Below are 15,116 nucleotides of genomic sequence, written 5' to 3'. Positions count from 1 at the left end.
GCTAATTGATCGAAACCCGGGTATCAGCCTGAGCAAAATCATTCAATAATGGCGGCGTGCACCAAGGCCTTGAGTTCAGCCCGGGATGGGTAGGAACTGGACGGCGACAATTGCGTGAAGAACACAGCCGTCAGATCGTTCTGCCAGTCGATCCAGAAATAGGTCGAGGCCATGCCACCCCAGCTGAAATCACCAACGGATCCGGGCACGCGCACCCGACCCGGGTTGAGGACAATCGACCCTGCAAGGCCAAATCCCATGCCTTCCATGGGCTGTTCTGCAAAGCTCTTTGGTCCCATCGAAGCGATATCGCCCGGCAAGTGGTTGCGCATCATGAAGTCCACCGTTTTCGGGCCAAGCAGTTGATGCCCGTTGCCGGACCCGCGATTGCGAAGCATGTCGACGAATTTGACATAGTCATCGATTGTGGAAACCAGCCCGCCGCCGCCCGAGAACGTTGTCGCATTCGCAAATGGAGAGGTTTCGTGGGCATCCACCAGACGCAAGGTATCGCCTCCCTGTTCCGCGGAATTCAACGCCATCGCATCGCCGGCCAGCGGCGTATAAAGCGAGGCGAACCGGTCCCCTGCCCCGTCGGGCACGGAAAACCCGGTTTCGCGCATCTCGAGGGGCGCCAAGATTTCCTGCCGGAAGAATTGTTCCAGGGTCTGTCCCGAGACGACCTCGACAACGCGCCCAAGCACATCGGTTCCAACCGAATATTCCCACCGTGTTCCGGGCTGGAAAGCCAAGGGAAACTCTGCCAGTTCACGTACGCGATCGTTCAGAAGGCCCTGATTTGGTTTGAATATAAGGTCCTTTTCATCCATCGCCTCCGGCAGTATCCCGGGGTTGAACGGATAGCTGAAACCGCTGGTATGGGTCAGCAACTGATGAAGGGTCGGGCTTGCCGCGTCCTCGGTTTGATCCAGCTTGTCCGCGCCGGGTACCAGAGCCTGCATCTGTTTGTACTCGGGAAGGAAATCCGACAGCGGCGCGTCGAGGTGAAACAGCCCACGTTCCGCCAGCATCATCAAGGCAACAGACGTGACGGGTTTGGTCATCGAGTAGATGCGCACCAGCGTGTCGCGTTGGAACGGCAAGTCCTCTTCAAGATTTCGCAGGCCGCTGGCGTGGAAAAAGACCTCATCCCCCTTGTGCTTCAGCAAAAAGGACGAACCCGCGTATTTGCGCTGCTCAACATAGCGGTCCATCCAGAGGCGAATCCGGTTCAGGCGCATTTCATCGAACATGACTTGTTTTCGAAGCATTTTTTTGAGTTCCACCAGAAGTTGACTAATTTCGTGTACGCGTAGGGCCTGAAACAACAGCAAAACCCGGGCTGAAATGAATGGTTATACAAGCAGGGCCAAGAGGCACGCCTTAAATCCAAGTGATACAGTGAAACCGTCACAGATTCGCTTGTAAATTGTTGGACGGCGACGTGCCGGATTGGCCTGGAGGAATAGCATGACGCAAAGCATAGATTTCGTTTACGATTTTTGCAGCCCAAATGCCTTTCTGGCCCACAAGATGCTGCCAGAGCTGGCCGCGCGGCATAATGCCAAGATCAGGTATTCCCCTGTCCTTCTGCCCGTTGTTTTCAAGGCAACGCACAACCAGAGCCCGTTTCAGGCGTTTTCCGAAAACCGCCAGAAAACCGCCTATCTTACTCATGACTTGCATCGGTTCGCGCGGCGTCGCGGGCTGAGCTTTCACATGAGCCCGCATTTTCCGATCAATACGAAATTTGCGATGCGCGGCGCCCGGTTCGCTAGTGGTAAATCATGGGAAATCAAATACATAAACGCCATCTTTGATGCCATATGGGTGCATGGCCAAAAGGCGGATGAACTGGCCGTTCTGATTGACATTCTACAGGAAAATGAACTGCCGGTTCGCAAGCTGCGCGAGGCCATGACAAGCCCTGAAATCAAACAGGACCTGAAGGATCAGACCAAATCGTTCGTGCGCCGCGGCGTTTTTGGCGTTCCCAGCCTGTTTTACGGATCTGAAATGTTCTTTGGCAAGAACAGCTTGCCGAACCTGGAAATTGAACTGTCGAAAAACAAGAAACGACACAAATCCAACACGTTGTGAACAGGATCGGTTTTGATCGCAGCGCGTCTCAGAACGCTTCGGCAAAGATATTGCCCGACGTTACAACGTTGATCCCACCAGAAACCGGGATGATCGAACCGGTTACATAACTGCCGCCGCGTCCACACAGAAACAGCACGCACCCCGCTATATCTTCATCACGGCCGACGCGCCCAAGAGGCACTGACTTGCCGACCTTTTCGCGCTTGTCCTCATCCGCCGTAGCAAAGGCTGTCATCCGCGATACGAACGGCCCCGGAGCCAGCGCGTTGACCGTCACGTGGTAAGGCGACAGTTCCTTGGCCATGATTTTTGTCAAATGCAGAACCGCAGCTTTCGAGGCTGAATAGCTATAGGCGCCATCCCCCATGGGAACCTCTCCCATCACGGATCCAACATTCACGACCCTGGCCGGATCGTCTGCGGTTCCGGATTGCATCAACATCGGCAGCAGCCTCTGAGTAAGCTCGAATACCCCGGCCACGTTGACCGACATCACCTTGTCCCACGCGTCATACGGAAACTGGCCCAAGGGTGCCCCCCAGGTCACGCCAGAGTTATTCATAAGAATATCAATCCCTTCCGTCCGTTCCTGAATGTCCGAAACCAGTTTAGCGATACTTGCCTCGCTGCTGATGTCTCCGGCAAACCCTTCGGCACTTCCCGGTGCCTCCAGTGCATTCAGCTCAGCGGCGGCCGCGACACAGGCGTCCCCGTTTCGAGAAGCAATCAACACGCGCGCGCCGGCCCTGACCAACGCCTCTGCGGCCATCCGACCGATACCCGTGGCGCCTCCGGTGACCAATGCGGTTTTGCCGGGCAGCGAGAAAAGGGTATCGGGGGTCATTGTCATGTTCCTCTGCTAAATCTGATTTCGGTTGCATTCCGGCCCGGTTCAAAGCCTTGTTGTCTTTGCGGCGATCAGCCGCCCGCTGCGTTGGCACGAAACCGGGTTGCACCAAAACTCCACATGACAATCTTCAATCGCATCAGAGACGGTTTGCAAGGATTACTCAGCGTCGCAAAGCGCCGGCTGGTAAGCCCGGATAGTTCCAATGTTCCGATACTGATACCGACGACGATGCGCCCGAAAACCTGTTTTCTGGCAATCGAAAAACGGACGTAAATGCACGGCCCAAGTCCAAACGGACGCGCTGTGTCGTCATGTCGAAGGACTGAACTTGGTTTCCTCTTCCATCTCAAGGTCTGTTTTCAGGGCAACTGTCTGTATTCAATCCACCAAAGTCAGGTAGACAACCCGGCCTTTTCGCGTCTATGAACCAAGTATGGGGATCGTGAAAACATGCATAACGTTTTGGTATTGAATGGCCCAAACCTCAATCTGCTTGGCACACGGCAGCCCGAGGTTTACGGCAGCACGACACTACATATGATCGAGGATCGTTGCGTTCAGCATGGCGCCTCCATTGGGCTGGACGTCACCCACCTGCAATCCAATCACGAAGGTGTGCTGCTTGACGCCATTCACGCGGCCCGCGGTGTACAAAGCGGGCTGATACTGAACGCAGGCGCGTTCACGCATACGTCGATTGCCCTTATGGATGCGATTGCATCGGTGGAACTGCCGGTTGTTGAAGTGCATCTTTCCAACATTCATGCCCGGGAAACGTTTCGGCACAGGTCCTACATAGCCCCTGTCGCACTGGGTCAGATCTGTGGATTCGGTGCCCACAGCTATATCCTCGCGCTGGATGCGCTCGCGGCTCATCTGAAAGCAGGCAGCACGACATGAAGCTCAAGGAATATCTTCGGTTTGTCAGCTACGCCAAAACCCTGGAAGACCTGTGGGATGCACATTGCCGCCAAATGGCCGAATTTGGTTTTACCCGCCTGATCTATGGGTACACGCAATTCCGGACGGCCACGTCTCTGGGTGATCCAGAAGATTTCGTAATCCTGACGAACCACAAGCGGGCCTATGTGGACGGATTCATCAAGGATGGACTGTATTTTCACGCTCCGATGTTGAAGTGGGCCTTGGACAACGAAGGCGCCGCCAGCTGGAAAATGTTGCAGGACATGAACTCGGGCGGGACGATGACCGCAAAGGAACGCGAAGTTTTCGAGTTCAACAAATCCATGGGCGTGGTTTCCGGTTATACCGTCAGCTTCAACTCGGTTTCCATGCGCTCGAAAGGGGCGATTTCCCTGTCGGCCAATAATGGGTTGAGCCAGGAGGATGTGGATGCGGTCTGGGAAGAGCACGGCGACGACATTCTACTTATGAACAATGTCGCCCACCTGAAAATCCTGACATTGCCGTTCCATCCGCCGAACCGGGCACTTACCAAACGCCAACGCGAAGCTTTGCAGTGGGTTGGTGACGGGAAAACCACTCAGGACATCGCGCTGCTGATGGGTCTGACATCTGCAACGGTGGAAAAGCACCTGCGACTCGCGCGCGAGGCGCTTTCGGTCGAAACGACGGCGCAAGCGGTTCTCAAGGCGTCACTGCACAACCAGATGTTCATTATGGAAGCATAACCGCAATATTTTGACGCTATCCCGCGTCAGTTTACCCTAGGTAAGGAAATCACTACTTTTCAAACCAATCGGAAAAGTTGCAAAGTGAGAGTGTTCCGTGAGTGGTGGCTTTAGCCAGGGAACATTGGATTGGATCTTTGCAATAACAAAGCTCTCCGATCACTCTGACAAGGGGGCGCCTATTTGTCCGCGTACCGGTGTCGGAATTTTGGGGGGCCTCGACCATCCCCATCATGCGGGGCCCTCCAATTCTTCTCTACATTTCAGAATTTTGAAATCCGCCGATGGCAGAAAAAAAGGGTTACGCAGTGCGTAACCCTTTAGGTTTGTTGGGAAAGGCCGTTGCTGGCACTTTCCCTGTGCCCTTTTAGCCTTGCGCGGCTTTGGCGACTTCGGCGGCGAAATCTTCTTTTTCAACCACGATGCCTTCGCCAACTTCCAGACGGATGAAGCCGGTGATGGTCGCGCCTGCTTCCTTGGCCGCTGCTTCGACGGTCAGGTCAGGGTTCACGACAAATTGCTGGTTCAGCAGAGTCGATTCCGCGACGAATTTCTTCATGCGGCCTTCGATCATCTTTTCGATCACCTGCTCCGGCTTGCCGGATTCGCGGGCGATGTCCATCTGGACTTGCTTTTCTTTCTCGACAACCGCCGGGTCCATGTCTGCTTCGGACAGGGCCGCCGGGTTCACAGCCGCGATGTGCATTGCAACCTGCTTGCCAATCGCTTCGTCGCCACCGGTCAAAGCAACCAGAACGCCGATTTTGCCCATGCCGTTGGTGGCCGCATTGTGGACATAGGACACAACGGTGTCGCCCGACAGTTTCGCCATGCGACGCACCGACATGTTTTCACCGATGGTGGCGATTTTGTCAGTCAGGGTGTCCGCGACGGACTTACCGCCCAGATCTGCTGCCAACAGTTCCTCTACATTGTCGACGCCTTCAGCCGCATATGCAATCTTGCCGACCATTTCCTGGAACTCGGCGTTTTTCGCGACAAAGTCGGTTTCCGAGTTCACTTCAACAGCAACACCGTTGCCGCCATCGACATGCACTGCAACCAGACCTTCAGCTGCGGTACGGCCCGATTTCTTGGCCGCCTTGGCCAAACCTTTGGTGCGCAGCCAGTCAACGGCTTCATCCATGTTGCCGCCAGTTTCAGTCAGCGCTTTTTTCGCGTCCATCATGCCTGCGCCGGTCGAGTCGCGCAGTTCTTTAACCATTGCTGCTGTGATTGCCATCTTTAGGCTCTCCTCAATTCAAATGGAATTGGGGCAGGTCTACCCTGCCCCATATGTCATTTACGTGACGGGCAGCTTACGCTTCGGCTTTGGCTTCCGGAGCAGCTTCTTCAGCGGGTGCTTCTTCCGCAACGGCTTCTTCAACCGGCGCTTCTTCGAATTCACCCAAATCAACGCCAGCGGCACCCAGCTGAGCGGTCATGCCGTCCAGAGCGGCACGTGCGGCCAGATCGCAGTACAGCGAGATCGCGCGGGCTGCGTCATCGTTGCCAGGGATGATGTAATCAACACCGTCGGGCGAGCAGTTGGTGTCGACAACAGCCACAACCGGGATACCCAGCTTGTTGGCTTCGGCGATGGCCAGTGCTTCTTTCTTGACGTCGATGACGAACAGCAGATCAGGTACGCCGCCCATCTCGCGGATACCGCCCAGCGAAGCCTGCAGCTTGGCCTGGTCACGCTCCATGCCCAGACGCTCTTTCTTGGTCAGGCCTTCGGCGCCCGATTCCATCGCTTCGTCGATCTGGTTCAGACGGTTGATCGACTGGGAAACGGTTTTCCAGTTGGTCAGCGTGCCGCCCAGCCAGCGGTGGTTCATGTAGTACTGAGCCGACTTTTCAGCCGCTTCTGCGATCGGGCCAGCAGCCTGACGCTTGGTACCAACGAACAAAACGCGGCCACCTTTGGCAACGGTGTCACGAACGGCCTGCAAAGCCTGGTCCAGCATCGGAACGGTCTGGGTCAGGTCCATGATGTGGATGCCATTGCGCGAGCCGTAGATGAACGGGCCCATGCGGGGATTCCAACGCTGTGTCTGGTGGCCGAAGTGAACGCCAGCTTCCAGCAGCTGACGCATGGTGAACTCGGGAAGAGCCATGCTGTGTTTTCCTTTTCCGGTTTACGCCTCGGCGGGGGTGAAAGAAGCAAATGCTCCAACCGGCGGGCCAGATAGGGATGTCTCCCCTACAAGGCCCAAACCCCGCCTGCGGGTTTGAATGGCGCGCGTATACGGCAGGTTTGAAGGCAGTGCAAGGGTCAAAGCCTTATTTTTCAAGTCGCGCCAATGCATGCGCGTGGCGCACTGCCGCCTCGCAATGGGCCGCCAGTTCCTTGCGGTTGGCGAAATCCCTGACCCGGGCGGGAGAGTGATAGATCAGTTCAACGGCCCCCTGCCTGCGCGCGCCCAATGTCTTGAGCAGATGAGGCGCGAAATCCATATCGCCCCACCAGCCATAGAACCGGTCAGGCTGACCTTTCGGCGCGTGAAACACCACCGAGACCGGTTGGACATACATGAAATCCCGCAGCTCGTCTGCGAAGAAAGCGGCAAAGAGCGTTGTTTTAAATGGCAAAACTCGCAATCCATCGGTCGAAGTGCCCTCGGGAAAAAACAACAGCTTGTGTCCGGCCTTCAGGCGTTCTTCGAAGATCGCCGTCTGCTCGCGCGCCTTTTTGCGATCCCTTTCGATGAATACGGTCCCGGTGGCCCGTGCCAACCACCCGATACCCGGCCAGGTTGCAACTTCTGCCTTGGACACGAAGTAGACCCTTTTTCGGGCGTTCAGGGCAAAGATATCCAGCCAGGATGTGTGATTGGCGACAACGGCACCGTGTTCCTTCATCAACGCGCCCGAGCAGCGAAATCCGATTCCTAGGATCCGGAACGCGTTTCGACACACGAACTGGCTGATGAACGGTGTAACGGGGCGACGAACACCGAAAAGCGGCAACTCGATCAATCGAATGGCCAACAGAACAAGCAGCCCACCGAACACAAGGATGGCCAAGGGCAAGCCCCTCAGGATCACCAGAATCCAGCCGACAAAACCCAGTTCGATCGGATCCGGTGCATCCTCACTGTTCCAAAGCGGATCATTCACCGGATCAAGCTCCGCCATAGATGCGCTTCTGCCGCTCGTTCATACGGGTCGTATCCAGGATCAGGCACACATCGGTGGTGTTGAAGGAATGATCGATAAACGCCCCCTCACCCACAAACCCGCCAAGCCTCAGATAGGCTTTGATCAGGGCCGGAACCTGTACCATGGCACGGCGACGATCCAGCGCGTCCGGTGCGACAAGATCCATGGTCTGAAACACGCTCGGCTGGGCGCGCACCCGCAGGTCTGGCGGCGCCAGATGATTGTGATGCAGCATCGACAGCGGCTGGGCCAGTTCCTGAACATCCGTGCCGTGAAAGCTGGCGACGCCAAACAGAACTTTGATCTGGCGTTCGGCCACATAGCGAGAGAGACCATTCCAGAGATGATACATGGCCGTACCGCCCCGGTAGTCCCTGTGCAGGCACGACCGGCCCAGTTCCAGCAACTTGCGGCCACTTTGCTTGAGAACGCTCAGATCGTATTCGTCTTCGGAATAAAACTGCCCCAATTCAGCGGCGCGATCACCCGGTAACAGCCTGTAAACGCCGACAACTTCTCCGGTCGCATCATCAATGGCCAGCATGTGATCGAAATAAGGATCAAACCGGTCCCGTTCCAGCCTGGCCACATGATCGACCAGAGCCCCTCCGCCGCCGAGTTCGCGCACAAATACGTCATAACGCAACCGCTGCGCTGCGCGCAGTTCGTCCTGGGTTTCCGCCAGTTTGATCGTGAACGAGGGGCCAGCGTCCGGCATGTCAGACTTATCAATCCTGTTTTATCAACGCGGCTGATACCTCAGTTCTTCGGGGGAAGGCAACAAGTGGAGATCTGGTCTTTTCCGTTAACTCTTCTTAAACCAGTTTCACGGATCAAAGACCGGCATCAGGGCGATGCGTGTTCCGTCGATTACCACTTTCCCCTGCTCGCGAAAGTTAACGGTGATCTTGCCTGCGATGTTGGACTGAACCTGTCCGACACCCCATTCGGGGAAATCCGGGTGGCGAACAAACATGCCCGGTGCAAGAATAGCATTCATGTCTGTCATTTGGGGCTTCCGGTTCCTGCGGCAGATACCGCAGGAGGTACGCATGGGCAACACGAACGTCAACCTGGCTGAATTGATCGGCTCACGGATCTGCCACGATCTGATCAGCCCGATCGGGGCGATCACCAACGGGCTGGAGCTGTTGGACATGGTTGGTGCTGTCCAGGGCCCCGAGATGGAGTTGATCTCGGGCAGCGTCGGCAGTGCGGGCGCGCGTATCCGGTTTTTCCGGGTTGCCTTCGGATCAGCAGGAGAACAGCCGCTGGGCCGGGCCGAAGTGGCCGAACTGCTCAAGGACATCGAACGCACCGGACGGGTGCGGGTAAACTGGTATATGACCGAGCCCATGCCGCGCAACCAAATCAAGCTGGCGTTCCTTGCGCTCATGTGCTGCGAAAGTGCCATGCCGATGGGCGGAGAGGTTGAGATCGAGAACCAAGGCACCAATTGGACAGTGACCGGAACTGCCGACAAGTTGAACGTAGACAATACCTTATGGAAACACGTCGCAACCGGCCGGTTTCCCAACAAGATTACCCCCGCGCAGGTCCAGTTCGCTCTGCTGCCGGAAACGGCACATGCGATGGGTCGGCGCGTTGCGGTGGAAACCGCCGCGACCCGCATTTTGCTGCGTTTTTAATCCCGAATCGTTCCGTTCCCGCGCACCAGATATTTGAAACTGGTCAATTGGGCGGCCCCCACCGGGCCGCGGGCATGCATTTTGCCCGTGGCGATACCGATCTCGGCGCCCATCCCGAACTCGCCACCATCGGCGAACTGAGTCGAAGCGTTGTGCATCAGGATCGCGCTATCCAAGCGCTCAAAGAAACGGGCCACGGCCGTGTCATCCTCGGTCATGATGCAATCGGTATGGTTCGACCCGTAATGTTGGATATGCGCAATGGCTGCATCGATATCGGCGACGGGTTTGGCCGCGATCACGCTGTCCAGAAACTCTTTTCCCCAATCCTCCTCCGTCGCGGAAATTGTACCCTCGACCGCAAGTGCGCCTTCGGCGTGAACCTCGACCCCTGCTTTCAGCAGCGCGGCGATCACGTCACGCCCCAGCGTTTCGGCGATGTCCTGGTGGATCAGCAGGCATTCGGCAGCGCCGCAGATCCCGGTACGACGCGTCTTGGCATTCAACACCACGTCCAGCGTTTTCTGCGGATCAGCGGCCTTGTCGACATAGATGTGCACGATGCCTTCAAGATGGGCAAAAACAGGCACACGGGCCTCACGCTGGACCAGCCCGACCAACCCCTTGCCGCCGCGCGGAACGATGACGTCGACATAGTCGGTCATGGTCAGCAATTCCTGAACCGCCGCACGGTCACGTGTCGGCACCAGTTGAATCGCATCTTCCGGCAGATCGGCGGCCTTCAGCCCCTCGACCAGGCAGGCATGAATTGCTGTCGAAGAATGAAAGCTCTCGGAGCCGCCACGCAGAATGACGGCATTTCCGGATTTCAGACACAGCGCACCTGCGTCGGCCGTGACATTGGGGCGGCTTTCATAGATCACGCCGATCACACCCAGCGGGGTGCGTACGCGTTGGATTTTCAATCCCGTCGGGCGGTCCCATTCGGCCAGCACTTCGCCCACCGGATCGGTCTGATCAGCCACTGCGCGCAGACCATCGACCATGCCCTGAACACGCGCCTCATCCAGCATCAGCCGATCCATCATCGCCGGGCTCAGACCTTTCTCGCGGCCGAACTCCAGATCCTTCTGGTTGGCTTCGATGATCTGCGCCCGATTGGCCCAAACCGCGTCGGCCGCTGCAATCAGGGCGGCATGTTTGCGTTCTGGGTTTGCAAAAGCCAGATCGCGCGATGCCGCTTTGGCACGTTTCCCAAGATCAGCCATCAGAGCGGGAATGCTGTCGAAGTCTTTCATGTCGCGTGCCTTTCAGGTCATCTTTTTCAGTATTTACAGGGCCAGATCATCCCGGTGAATCAAGGCCGCACGGCCGGGATATCCAAGTGTCGCCTCGATCTCGGACGACTTGCGCCCCTTGATCGCGTCAGCCTCCCGCGCGGTGTAACGGCTGATCCCCTGCGCCAGCCGGCGGGCCTTGGGGTCAAGGATCGCAACGGGGTCGCCGCGCCCGAAATCGCCGGTCACTTCAACAATACCCGCGGGCAACAGGCTTTTGCCATTTGCCAGCGCATTGGCAGCCCCTTCATCGATGGTGATTTCGCCACGCGGTTTCATGGCCGAAATCCAACGTTTGCGCGCAGCATGCGGGTCCAGCGTTGCGGTAAACCACGTCGAGTTCGCGCCATTTTCCAGCGTTTTCAGAGGATTCAGAACCGATCCTTCAGTGATCGCCATCGCACATCCGCCCCCGGTGGCCATCTTGGCGGCCAGCAGCTTTGTCTTCATTCCGCCCTTTGACAGGCCAGAGCCCGCATCGCCCGCCATGGCTTCGATCTCGGGCGTGATCGTGTCGATCGTTTCGAAACGCGTGGCCGAGGCGTCCTCGTTGGGGTTGCCCGAATAGAAGCCATCGACATCCGACAGCAGGATCAACTGATCCGCCCCCACGGTCACGGCAATTTGCGCGGCCAGACGATCATTGTCGCCATACCGGATCTCATCCGTTGCCACGGTATCGTTTTCGTTGACGATCGGCACGACACCCAAACCCAGCAGCGTTTCCAGGGTCGCGCGTGAATTCAGATAGCGGCGGCGATCCTCGCTGTCCTCCAATGTCACCAAAACCTGCGCCGTGGTGATCCCATGAGGTGTCAACGCCTCTTCATACGCGCGCGCCAGACGAATTTGCCCGACTGCGGCGGCAGCTTGCGACTTTTCCAACGGCAATGTCGCCATGGACAGACCCAAAACGCCGCGGCCCAGTGCAATCGATCCGGAGGAGACGAGGATTACATCTGTCCCCTGCCCCTTGAGCCATGCGACATCCTGCGCCAACGAAAACAACCATTCCTTGCGCAACAAGCCGGTTTCGCGATCAACCAGCAAAGCCGACCCGATTTTGACAACCAATCGGCGCGCTGAAGTCAGGGTTGCCAAGGCTGCGCCTCCTCAGTGGGTTTCTGACGCACACGATTGTCATCGATCTGGCCGCGCAACGCGCGCAAAACCTCGGTTACACCATGATGAGCAACACCGGACATCATCATCACCGGGCCGCCAACGGCCTCTTCAAGCTCGGCTTTGGCCAAATCACGTTCTTCGTCATCCAGTGCATCGACCTTGTTCAGGACGGTGATCCGGGGTTTCTGGGCCAGCTCGCCGCCATAGGCCTCAAGCTCGTGGATAATCGTGCGGTAGTCATCGGCAACCGTTTCCGAGGTACCATCGACAAGATGCAGCAGCACGGCGCAGCGCTCAACATGACCAAGAAAGCGGTCTCCGATCCCGCGGCCCTCATGCGCGCCTTCGATCAGGCCGGGGATGTCGGCCACCACGAATTCCACATTGTCGACCCCCACGACACCCAGATTTGGGTGCAGCGTGGTAAACGGATAATCCGCGATCTTGGGCCGCGCGTTTGACGTGGCTGCAAGAAAGGTCGATTTGCCTGCATTTGGCATGCCCAGCAGGCCCACATCGGCGATCAGCTTCAGACGCAGCCAGATCGTGCGGTCAATGCCGGCCTGCCCCGGATTTGCACGCCGGGGGGCCTGGTTGGTGGCTGACTTGAAGTGCAGATTGCCGAAGCCGCCATTGCCCCCTTTTGCCAGCAGAACGCGCTGACCCACCTCAGTCAGATCGCAGATAACGGTTTCTTCATCCTCATCCAGGATCTCGGTGCCGACAGGCACGCGCAGGACAATGTCATCGCCATCCTTGCCGGTACGTTGCTGGCCCCTGCCCGGCTGGCCGTTCTTGGCAAAGAAATGCTGCTGATACCGGAAGTCGATCAGGGTGTTCAGCCCGTCCACGACTTCGGCCCAGACAGACCCGCCCCTGCCGCCGTCCCCACCGTCAGGGCCGCCGTATTCGATGTATTTTTCGCGTCGGAAGCTGACGCAGCCGCTACCGCCGGCCCCGGACCGGATGTAGACCTTTGCAAGATCGAGAAATTTCATGGTCTGTCCCCTACTGCAAAGGCCCCATCGGCCACAAGTCAGAGTTTTTTACTGTATGTCCAGGTGGGCACATTCGCATCACGCGCCACCGAATAGCTTTCTGCATCGCCAAGATACTGGAACCCGCAATGAGTCAGGACCCGGGCCGATGCCGGATTGTCCTGAAACACGCTGGCAAACATCGTCGCGTTTTTCAGCGGGTTAGCATTTACCAGTGCTTCGACAGCCATCGACGCAATGCCGGTGTTCCAGTAGATCGGCGCCACCCAATAGCCCACTTCGGACTGGTTCCGATCCAGCCGCTTCAGCGTGATCAGACCAATCAGTTCCGGACCGCCGTCCTTGGTGGCATCCATGACCCAGACGTCCTCGTCCCGGTCTTCGGCCATCGAGCGCGTCACAAAGGCCTCGGTCGAGCCGGGGGCCAAAGGATGTGCGATACTCGTCGTCATGCGCGCCACACGCTCATCACCGGCATAGTGCTCGATCAGCCCCATATCCGACCGACGCAGAGGGCGCAGATCGAACCGCTCGGTTTCTATGACCGGCTGATTTATTATTGTTTCAAGTTTCATGGGTGTGTTCCTCCTCCGAACAACACGAAAAGTACGGACGCAACCGTAAGGCCTGCCAACGTCCACATCAGATATTTTTCAACGGGTCGTCCTTCAACCGCATGGGCAATTCTATCGCCCGCAAAAGTCCAGATCGGATGAAGGATCACCTGGCAAAACAACAAACACAGAGCAATCGTAACCGTCGCTTCGAAACTGGGGGTGCCCGCAGCCACGAACCCGGTGAAACCGGCAATGATCATGGCCCAGGCCTTGGGGTTGAGCGGATGAACAATCAGCCCGGCCAGAAAGCCGGGGGCGTTCCCTTCAGCCTGTTGTCGCGACAAACGCGTGTTGGCGATCTTCCACGCCAGCCAAAAAATATAGGCCGCTGACGCGTATTTAAGCACCGTAAACACCGCGGGTGCCTGATCCGCGAGATGCAGCAATCCAAAGCCGACCGGCCAAATGATCAACTGCTTCCCAAGGATAACACCCCCGACAAAAGGCAACGCGGCGCGAAATCCAAAACGCGCACCAGTACCCAGCAGGACCATGTTGGCCGGTCCTGGCGTGCCGACCTGGCTGGCGGCAAAGATCAGGAAACTGGTGGTTGCGACTGTCATCGGTTTGTTTGATCACGACTGCGTTAAAACGAAAAAGGGACCGGCACTTTGTGCCGGTCCCCCATGAATTTTTCTTAAACCTTCTGGGTTTCGGCTTACTCTGCGGCCTCCGCCACTGGCAGGACCGAAATGAAGGTGCGGTTTTTGAGCCCCTTGTGGAACTTCACGGCGCCATCAGTGGTTGCAAAGATGGTGTGATCTTTGCCCATACCGACGCCTTCGCCCGGCCAGAACTTGGTGCCGCGCTGACGCACGATGATGTTGCCTGCGATGGCAGCCTGGCCACCATACAGTTTCACGCCAAGGCGACGACCCGCTGAGTCGCGGCCGTTACGGGAGGAACCGCCAGCTTTTTTATGTGCCATTCTCTCTCTCCTTAGCCTTTGGCCAGCTCTTTGGCCTGCTCAACCCATTCGGGTTTCACTTTGACCGTTTCGATAGCAGCAATCTGCTCGTCCGACAAGGCGGCCAGAGCGGCAAAGCTCTCGATACCGGCTTCGGCAAGCTTCTTGGCAGCGGCAGGGCCGACGCCGTTCAGCTTGGTCAGATCGTCCGCAGCAGCAGCGGCAGGTGCCTCTGCCTTGGCTTCGGCTTTCTTGGCAGGCTTTGCAGCAGGTGCCGCTTCGCCAGCCGGAGCCGAACCGGTTGCAGCCTTGATGCCCGACTTGTCAGCGCCCGACGACAGGATGTCGGTGATCTTGACCAGTGTCAGCTTCTGACGGTGGCCAACGGTACGCTTCGAGCTGTGCTTACGACGACGCTTGACGAACTTGATGACCTTGTCACCTTTGATCTGTTCGATAACTTCGGCCTGAACGCCCGCGCCTTCGATGAACGGTGCGCCAACGACCGGAGCGTCGCCACCCAGCATCAGAACATCGTTGAATTGAACTTTTTCACCTGCGTCGGCAGCCAGCTTTTCAACGCGGAGGATATCACCCGCCTGAACCTTGTACTGCTTGCCGCCAGTCTTGAGGACCGCAAACATGCGTCTTTCCTTTGTCTAACCGCGTTCTGTGGTCCCCTTTCGGGAGTTTCCGGCTCCAAGACACTTGAAAGCCACCTCGAACAGCGCGCCCTTTTCGGGCTGTGTGAA

18 protein-coding genes are annotated in these 15,116 nt (G+C 57.3%); 4 read left to right on the top strand and 14 right to left on the bottom strand.

Annotation, left to right across the window (positions count from 1 at the left end):
- Positions 1 to 38 precede the first annotated feature (38 nt).
- A complete protein-coding gene (locus FIU92_RS07495) occupies positions 39 to 1,253 on the bottom strand; it encodes a serine hydrolase (RefSeq protein WP_254705363.1) in 1,215 nt (404 codons plus the stop codon).
- Positions 1,254 to 1,470: 217 nt separating this feature from the next.
- Here FIU92_RS07495 and FIU92_RS07490 point away from each other — a divergent pair, with 217 nt between their 5' ends.
- On the top strand, positions 1,471 to 2,100 hold the full coding sequence (locus tag FIU92_RS07490) for a 2-hydroxychromene-2-carboxylate isomerase (protein WP_152457975.1): 630 nt from the start codon (positions 1,471 to 1,473) through the stop codon (positions 2,098 to 2,100).
- A gap of 28 nt (positions 2,101 to 2,128) precedes the next feature.
- Here the strand turns inward: FIU92_RS07490 and FIU92_RS07485 are convergent, their stop codons facing one another.
- Positions 2,129 to 2,947: an SDR family oxidoreductase gene (locus FIU92_RS07485; RefSeq protein ID WP_152459854.1), complete on the bottom strand. Its 819-nt coding sequence runs from the start codon at positions 2,945 to 2,947 to the stop codon at positions 2,129 to 2,131.
- 456 nt (positions 2,948 to 3,403) lie between these two features.
- On the opposite strand from FIU92_RS07485, the gene aroQ reads away from it, so the two are divergent.
- Together aroQ and FIU92_RS07475 are read left to right on the top strand one after the other, a co-directional pair.
- The gene (gene aroQ / locus FIU92_RS07480; RefSeq protein ID WP_152457974.1) at positions 3,404 to 3,853 is read left to right on the top strand and encodes a type II 3-dehydroquinate dehydratase; all 450 of its coding nucleotides are present in this window, start codon (positions 3,404 to 3,406) and stop codon (positions 3,851 to 3,853) included.
- Positions 3,850 to 4,605, top strand: coding sequence for an autoinducer binding domain-containing protein (locus tag FIU92_RS07475; RefSeq protein WP_152457973.1), 756 nt, complete (start codon positions 3,850 to 3,852; stop codon positions 4,603 to 4,605). Before aroQ ends, FIU92_RS07475 begins: the two co-directional genes overlap by 4 nt.
- A 367-nt stretch (positions 4,606 to 4,972) precedes the next feature.
- On the opposite strand, the gene tsf is transcribed toward FIU92_RS07475, so the two are convergent.
- The 5 genes from tsf to FIU92_RS07450 form a co-directional block, all read right to left on the bottom strand.
- Positions 4,973 to 5,848: a translation elongation factor Ts gene (gene tsf, locus FIU92_RS07470; protein WP_152457972.1), complete on the bottom strand. Its 876-nt coding sequence runs from the start codon at positions 5,846 to 5,848 to the stop codon at positions 4,973 to 4,975.
- Between the two features lie 76 nt (positions 5,849 to 5,924).
- The gene (gene rpsB / locus FIU92_RS07465; RefSeq protein WP_152457971.1) at positions 5,925 to 6,725 is read right to left on the bottom strand and encodes a 30S ribosomal protein S2; all 801 of its coding nucleotides are present in this window, start codon (positions 6,723 to 6,725) and stop codon (positions 5,925 to 5,927) included.
- 166 nt (positions 6,726 to 6,891) lie between these two features.
- On the bottom strand, positions 6,892 to 7,746 hold the full coding sequence (locus FIU92_RS07460) for a 1-acyl-sn-glycerol-3-phosphate acyltransferase (RefSeq protein ID WP_152457970.1): 855 nt from the start codon (positions 7,744 to 7,746) through the stop codon (positions 6,892 to 6,894).
- The gene (locus FIU92_RS07455; protein WP_152457969.1) at positions 7,733 to 8,488 is read right to left on the bottom strand and encodes a GNAT family N-acetyltransferase; all 756 of its coding nucleotides are present in this window, start codon (positions 8,486 to 8,488) and stop codon (positions 7,733 to 7,735) included. Before FIU92_RS07455 ends, FIU92_RS07460 begins: the two co-directional genes overlap by 14 nt.
- 108 nt (positions 8,489 to 8,596) lie before the next feature.
- Positions 8,597 to 8,779 (bottom strand): DUF3553 domain-containing protein, encoded by a 183-nt coding sequence (locus FIU92_RS07450; protein ID WP_050602459.1) that lies wholly within the window; start codon positions 8,777 to 8,779, stop codon positions 8,597 to 8,599.
- A gap of 43 nt (positions 8,780 to 8,822) precedes the next feature.
- Here FIU92_RS07450 and FIU92_RS07445 point away from each other — a divergent pair, with 43 nt between their 5' ends.
- Positions 8,823 to 9,419 (top strand): histidine phosphotransferase family protein, encoded by a 597-nt coding sequence (locus FIU92_RS07445; RefSeq protein ID WP_152457968.1) that lies wholly within the window; start codon positions 8,823 to 8,825, stop codon positions 9,417 to 9,419.
- On the opposite strand, the gene FIU92_RS07440 is transcribed toward FIU92_RS07445, so the two are convergent.
- The 7 genes from FIU92_RS07440 to FIU92_RS07410 all read right to left on the bottom strand — a co-directional run bounded on the left by FIU92_RS07440 (position 9,416) and on the right by FIU92_RS07410 (position 15,008).
- Positions 9,416 to 10,678, bottom strand: a complete 1,263-nt coding sequence (locus FIU92_RS07440; protein WP_152457967.1) for a glutamate-5-semialdehyde dehydrogenase — start codon at positions 10,676 to 10,678, stop codon at positions 9,416 to 9,418. The genes FIU92_RS07445 and FIU92_RS07440 overlap by 4 nt on opposite strands.
- A gap of 33 nt (positions 10,679 to 10,711) precedes the next feature.
- Complete coding sequence (gene proB, locus FIU92_RS07435; protein WP_152457966.1) at positions 10,712 to 11,818, bottom strand: glutamate 5-kinase; 1,107 nt, start codon at positions 11,816 to 11,818, stop codon at positions 10,712 to 10,714.
- Positions 11,806 to 12,840 (bottom strand): GTPase ObgE, encoded by a 1,035-nt coding sequence (gene obgE, locus FIU92_RS07430; RefSeq protein WP_152457965.1) that lies wholly within the window; start codon positions 12,838 to 12,840, stop codon positions 11,806 to 11,808. Before obgE ends, proB begins: the two co-directional genes overlap by 13 nt.
- Before the next feature lie 38 nt (positions 12,841 to 12,878).
- Positions 12,879 to 13,415, bottom strand: a complete 537-nt coding sequence (locus FIU92_RS07425) for a GNAT family N-acetyltransferase (RefSeq protein ID WP_152457964.1) — start codon at positions 13,413 to 13,415, stop codon at positions 12,879 to 12,881.
- Positions 13,412 to 14,020, bottom strand: a complete 609-nt coding sequence (locus FIU92_RS07420; RefSeq protein ID WP_152457963.1) for a LysE family translocator — start codon at positions 14,018 to 14,020, stop codon at positions 13,412 to 13,414. Before FIU92_RS07420 ends, FIU92_RS07425 begins: the two co-directional genes overlap by 4 nt.
- A gap of 95 nt (positions 14,021 to 14,115) precedes the next feature.
- On the bottom strand, positions 14,116 to 14,385 hold the full coding sequence (rpmA, locus tag FIU92_RS07415) for a 50S ribosomal protein L27 (protein WP_039535512.1): 270 nt from the start codon (positions 14,383 to 14,385) through the stop codon (positions 14,116 to 14,118).
- Positions 14,386 to 14,396: 11 nt separating this feature from the next.
- Positions 14,397 to 15,008 carry a 50S ribosomal protein L21 gene (locus tag FIU92_RS07410; protein ID WP_152457962.1) on the bottom strand — a complete coding sequence of 204 codons (612 nt, stop codon included), beginning with the start codon at positions 15,006 to 15,008 and terminating at the stop codon, positions 14,397 to 14,399.
- Positions 15,009 to 15,116 lie beyond the last annotated feature (108 nt).

The sequence above is a fragment of the Ruegeria sp. THAF33 genome, assembly GCF_009363615.1.
Taxonomy (GTDB): Bacteria; Pseudomonadota; Alphaproteobacteria; order Rhodobacterales; family Rhodobacteraceae; genus Ruegeria.
This window is presented reverse-complemented; position numbering and strand designations above follow the sequence as displayed.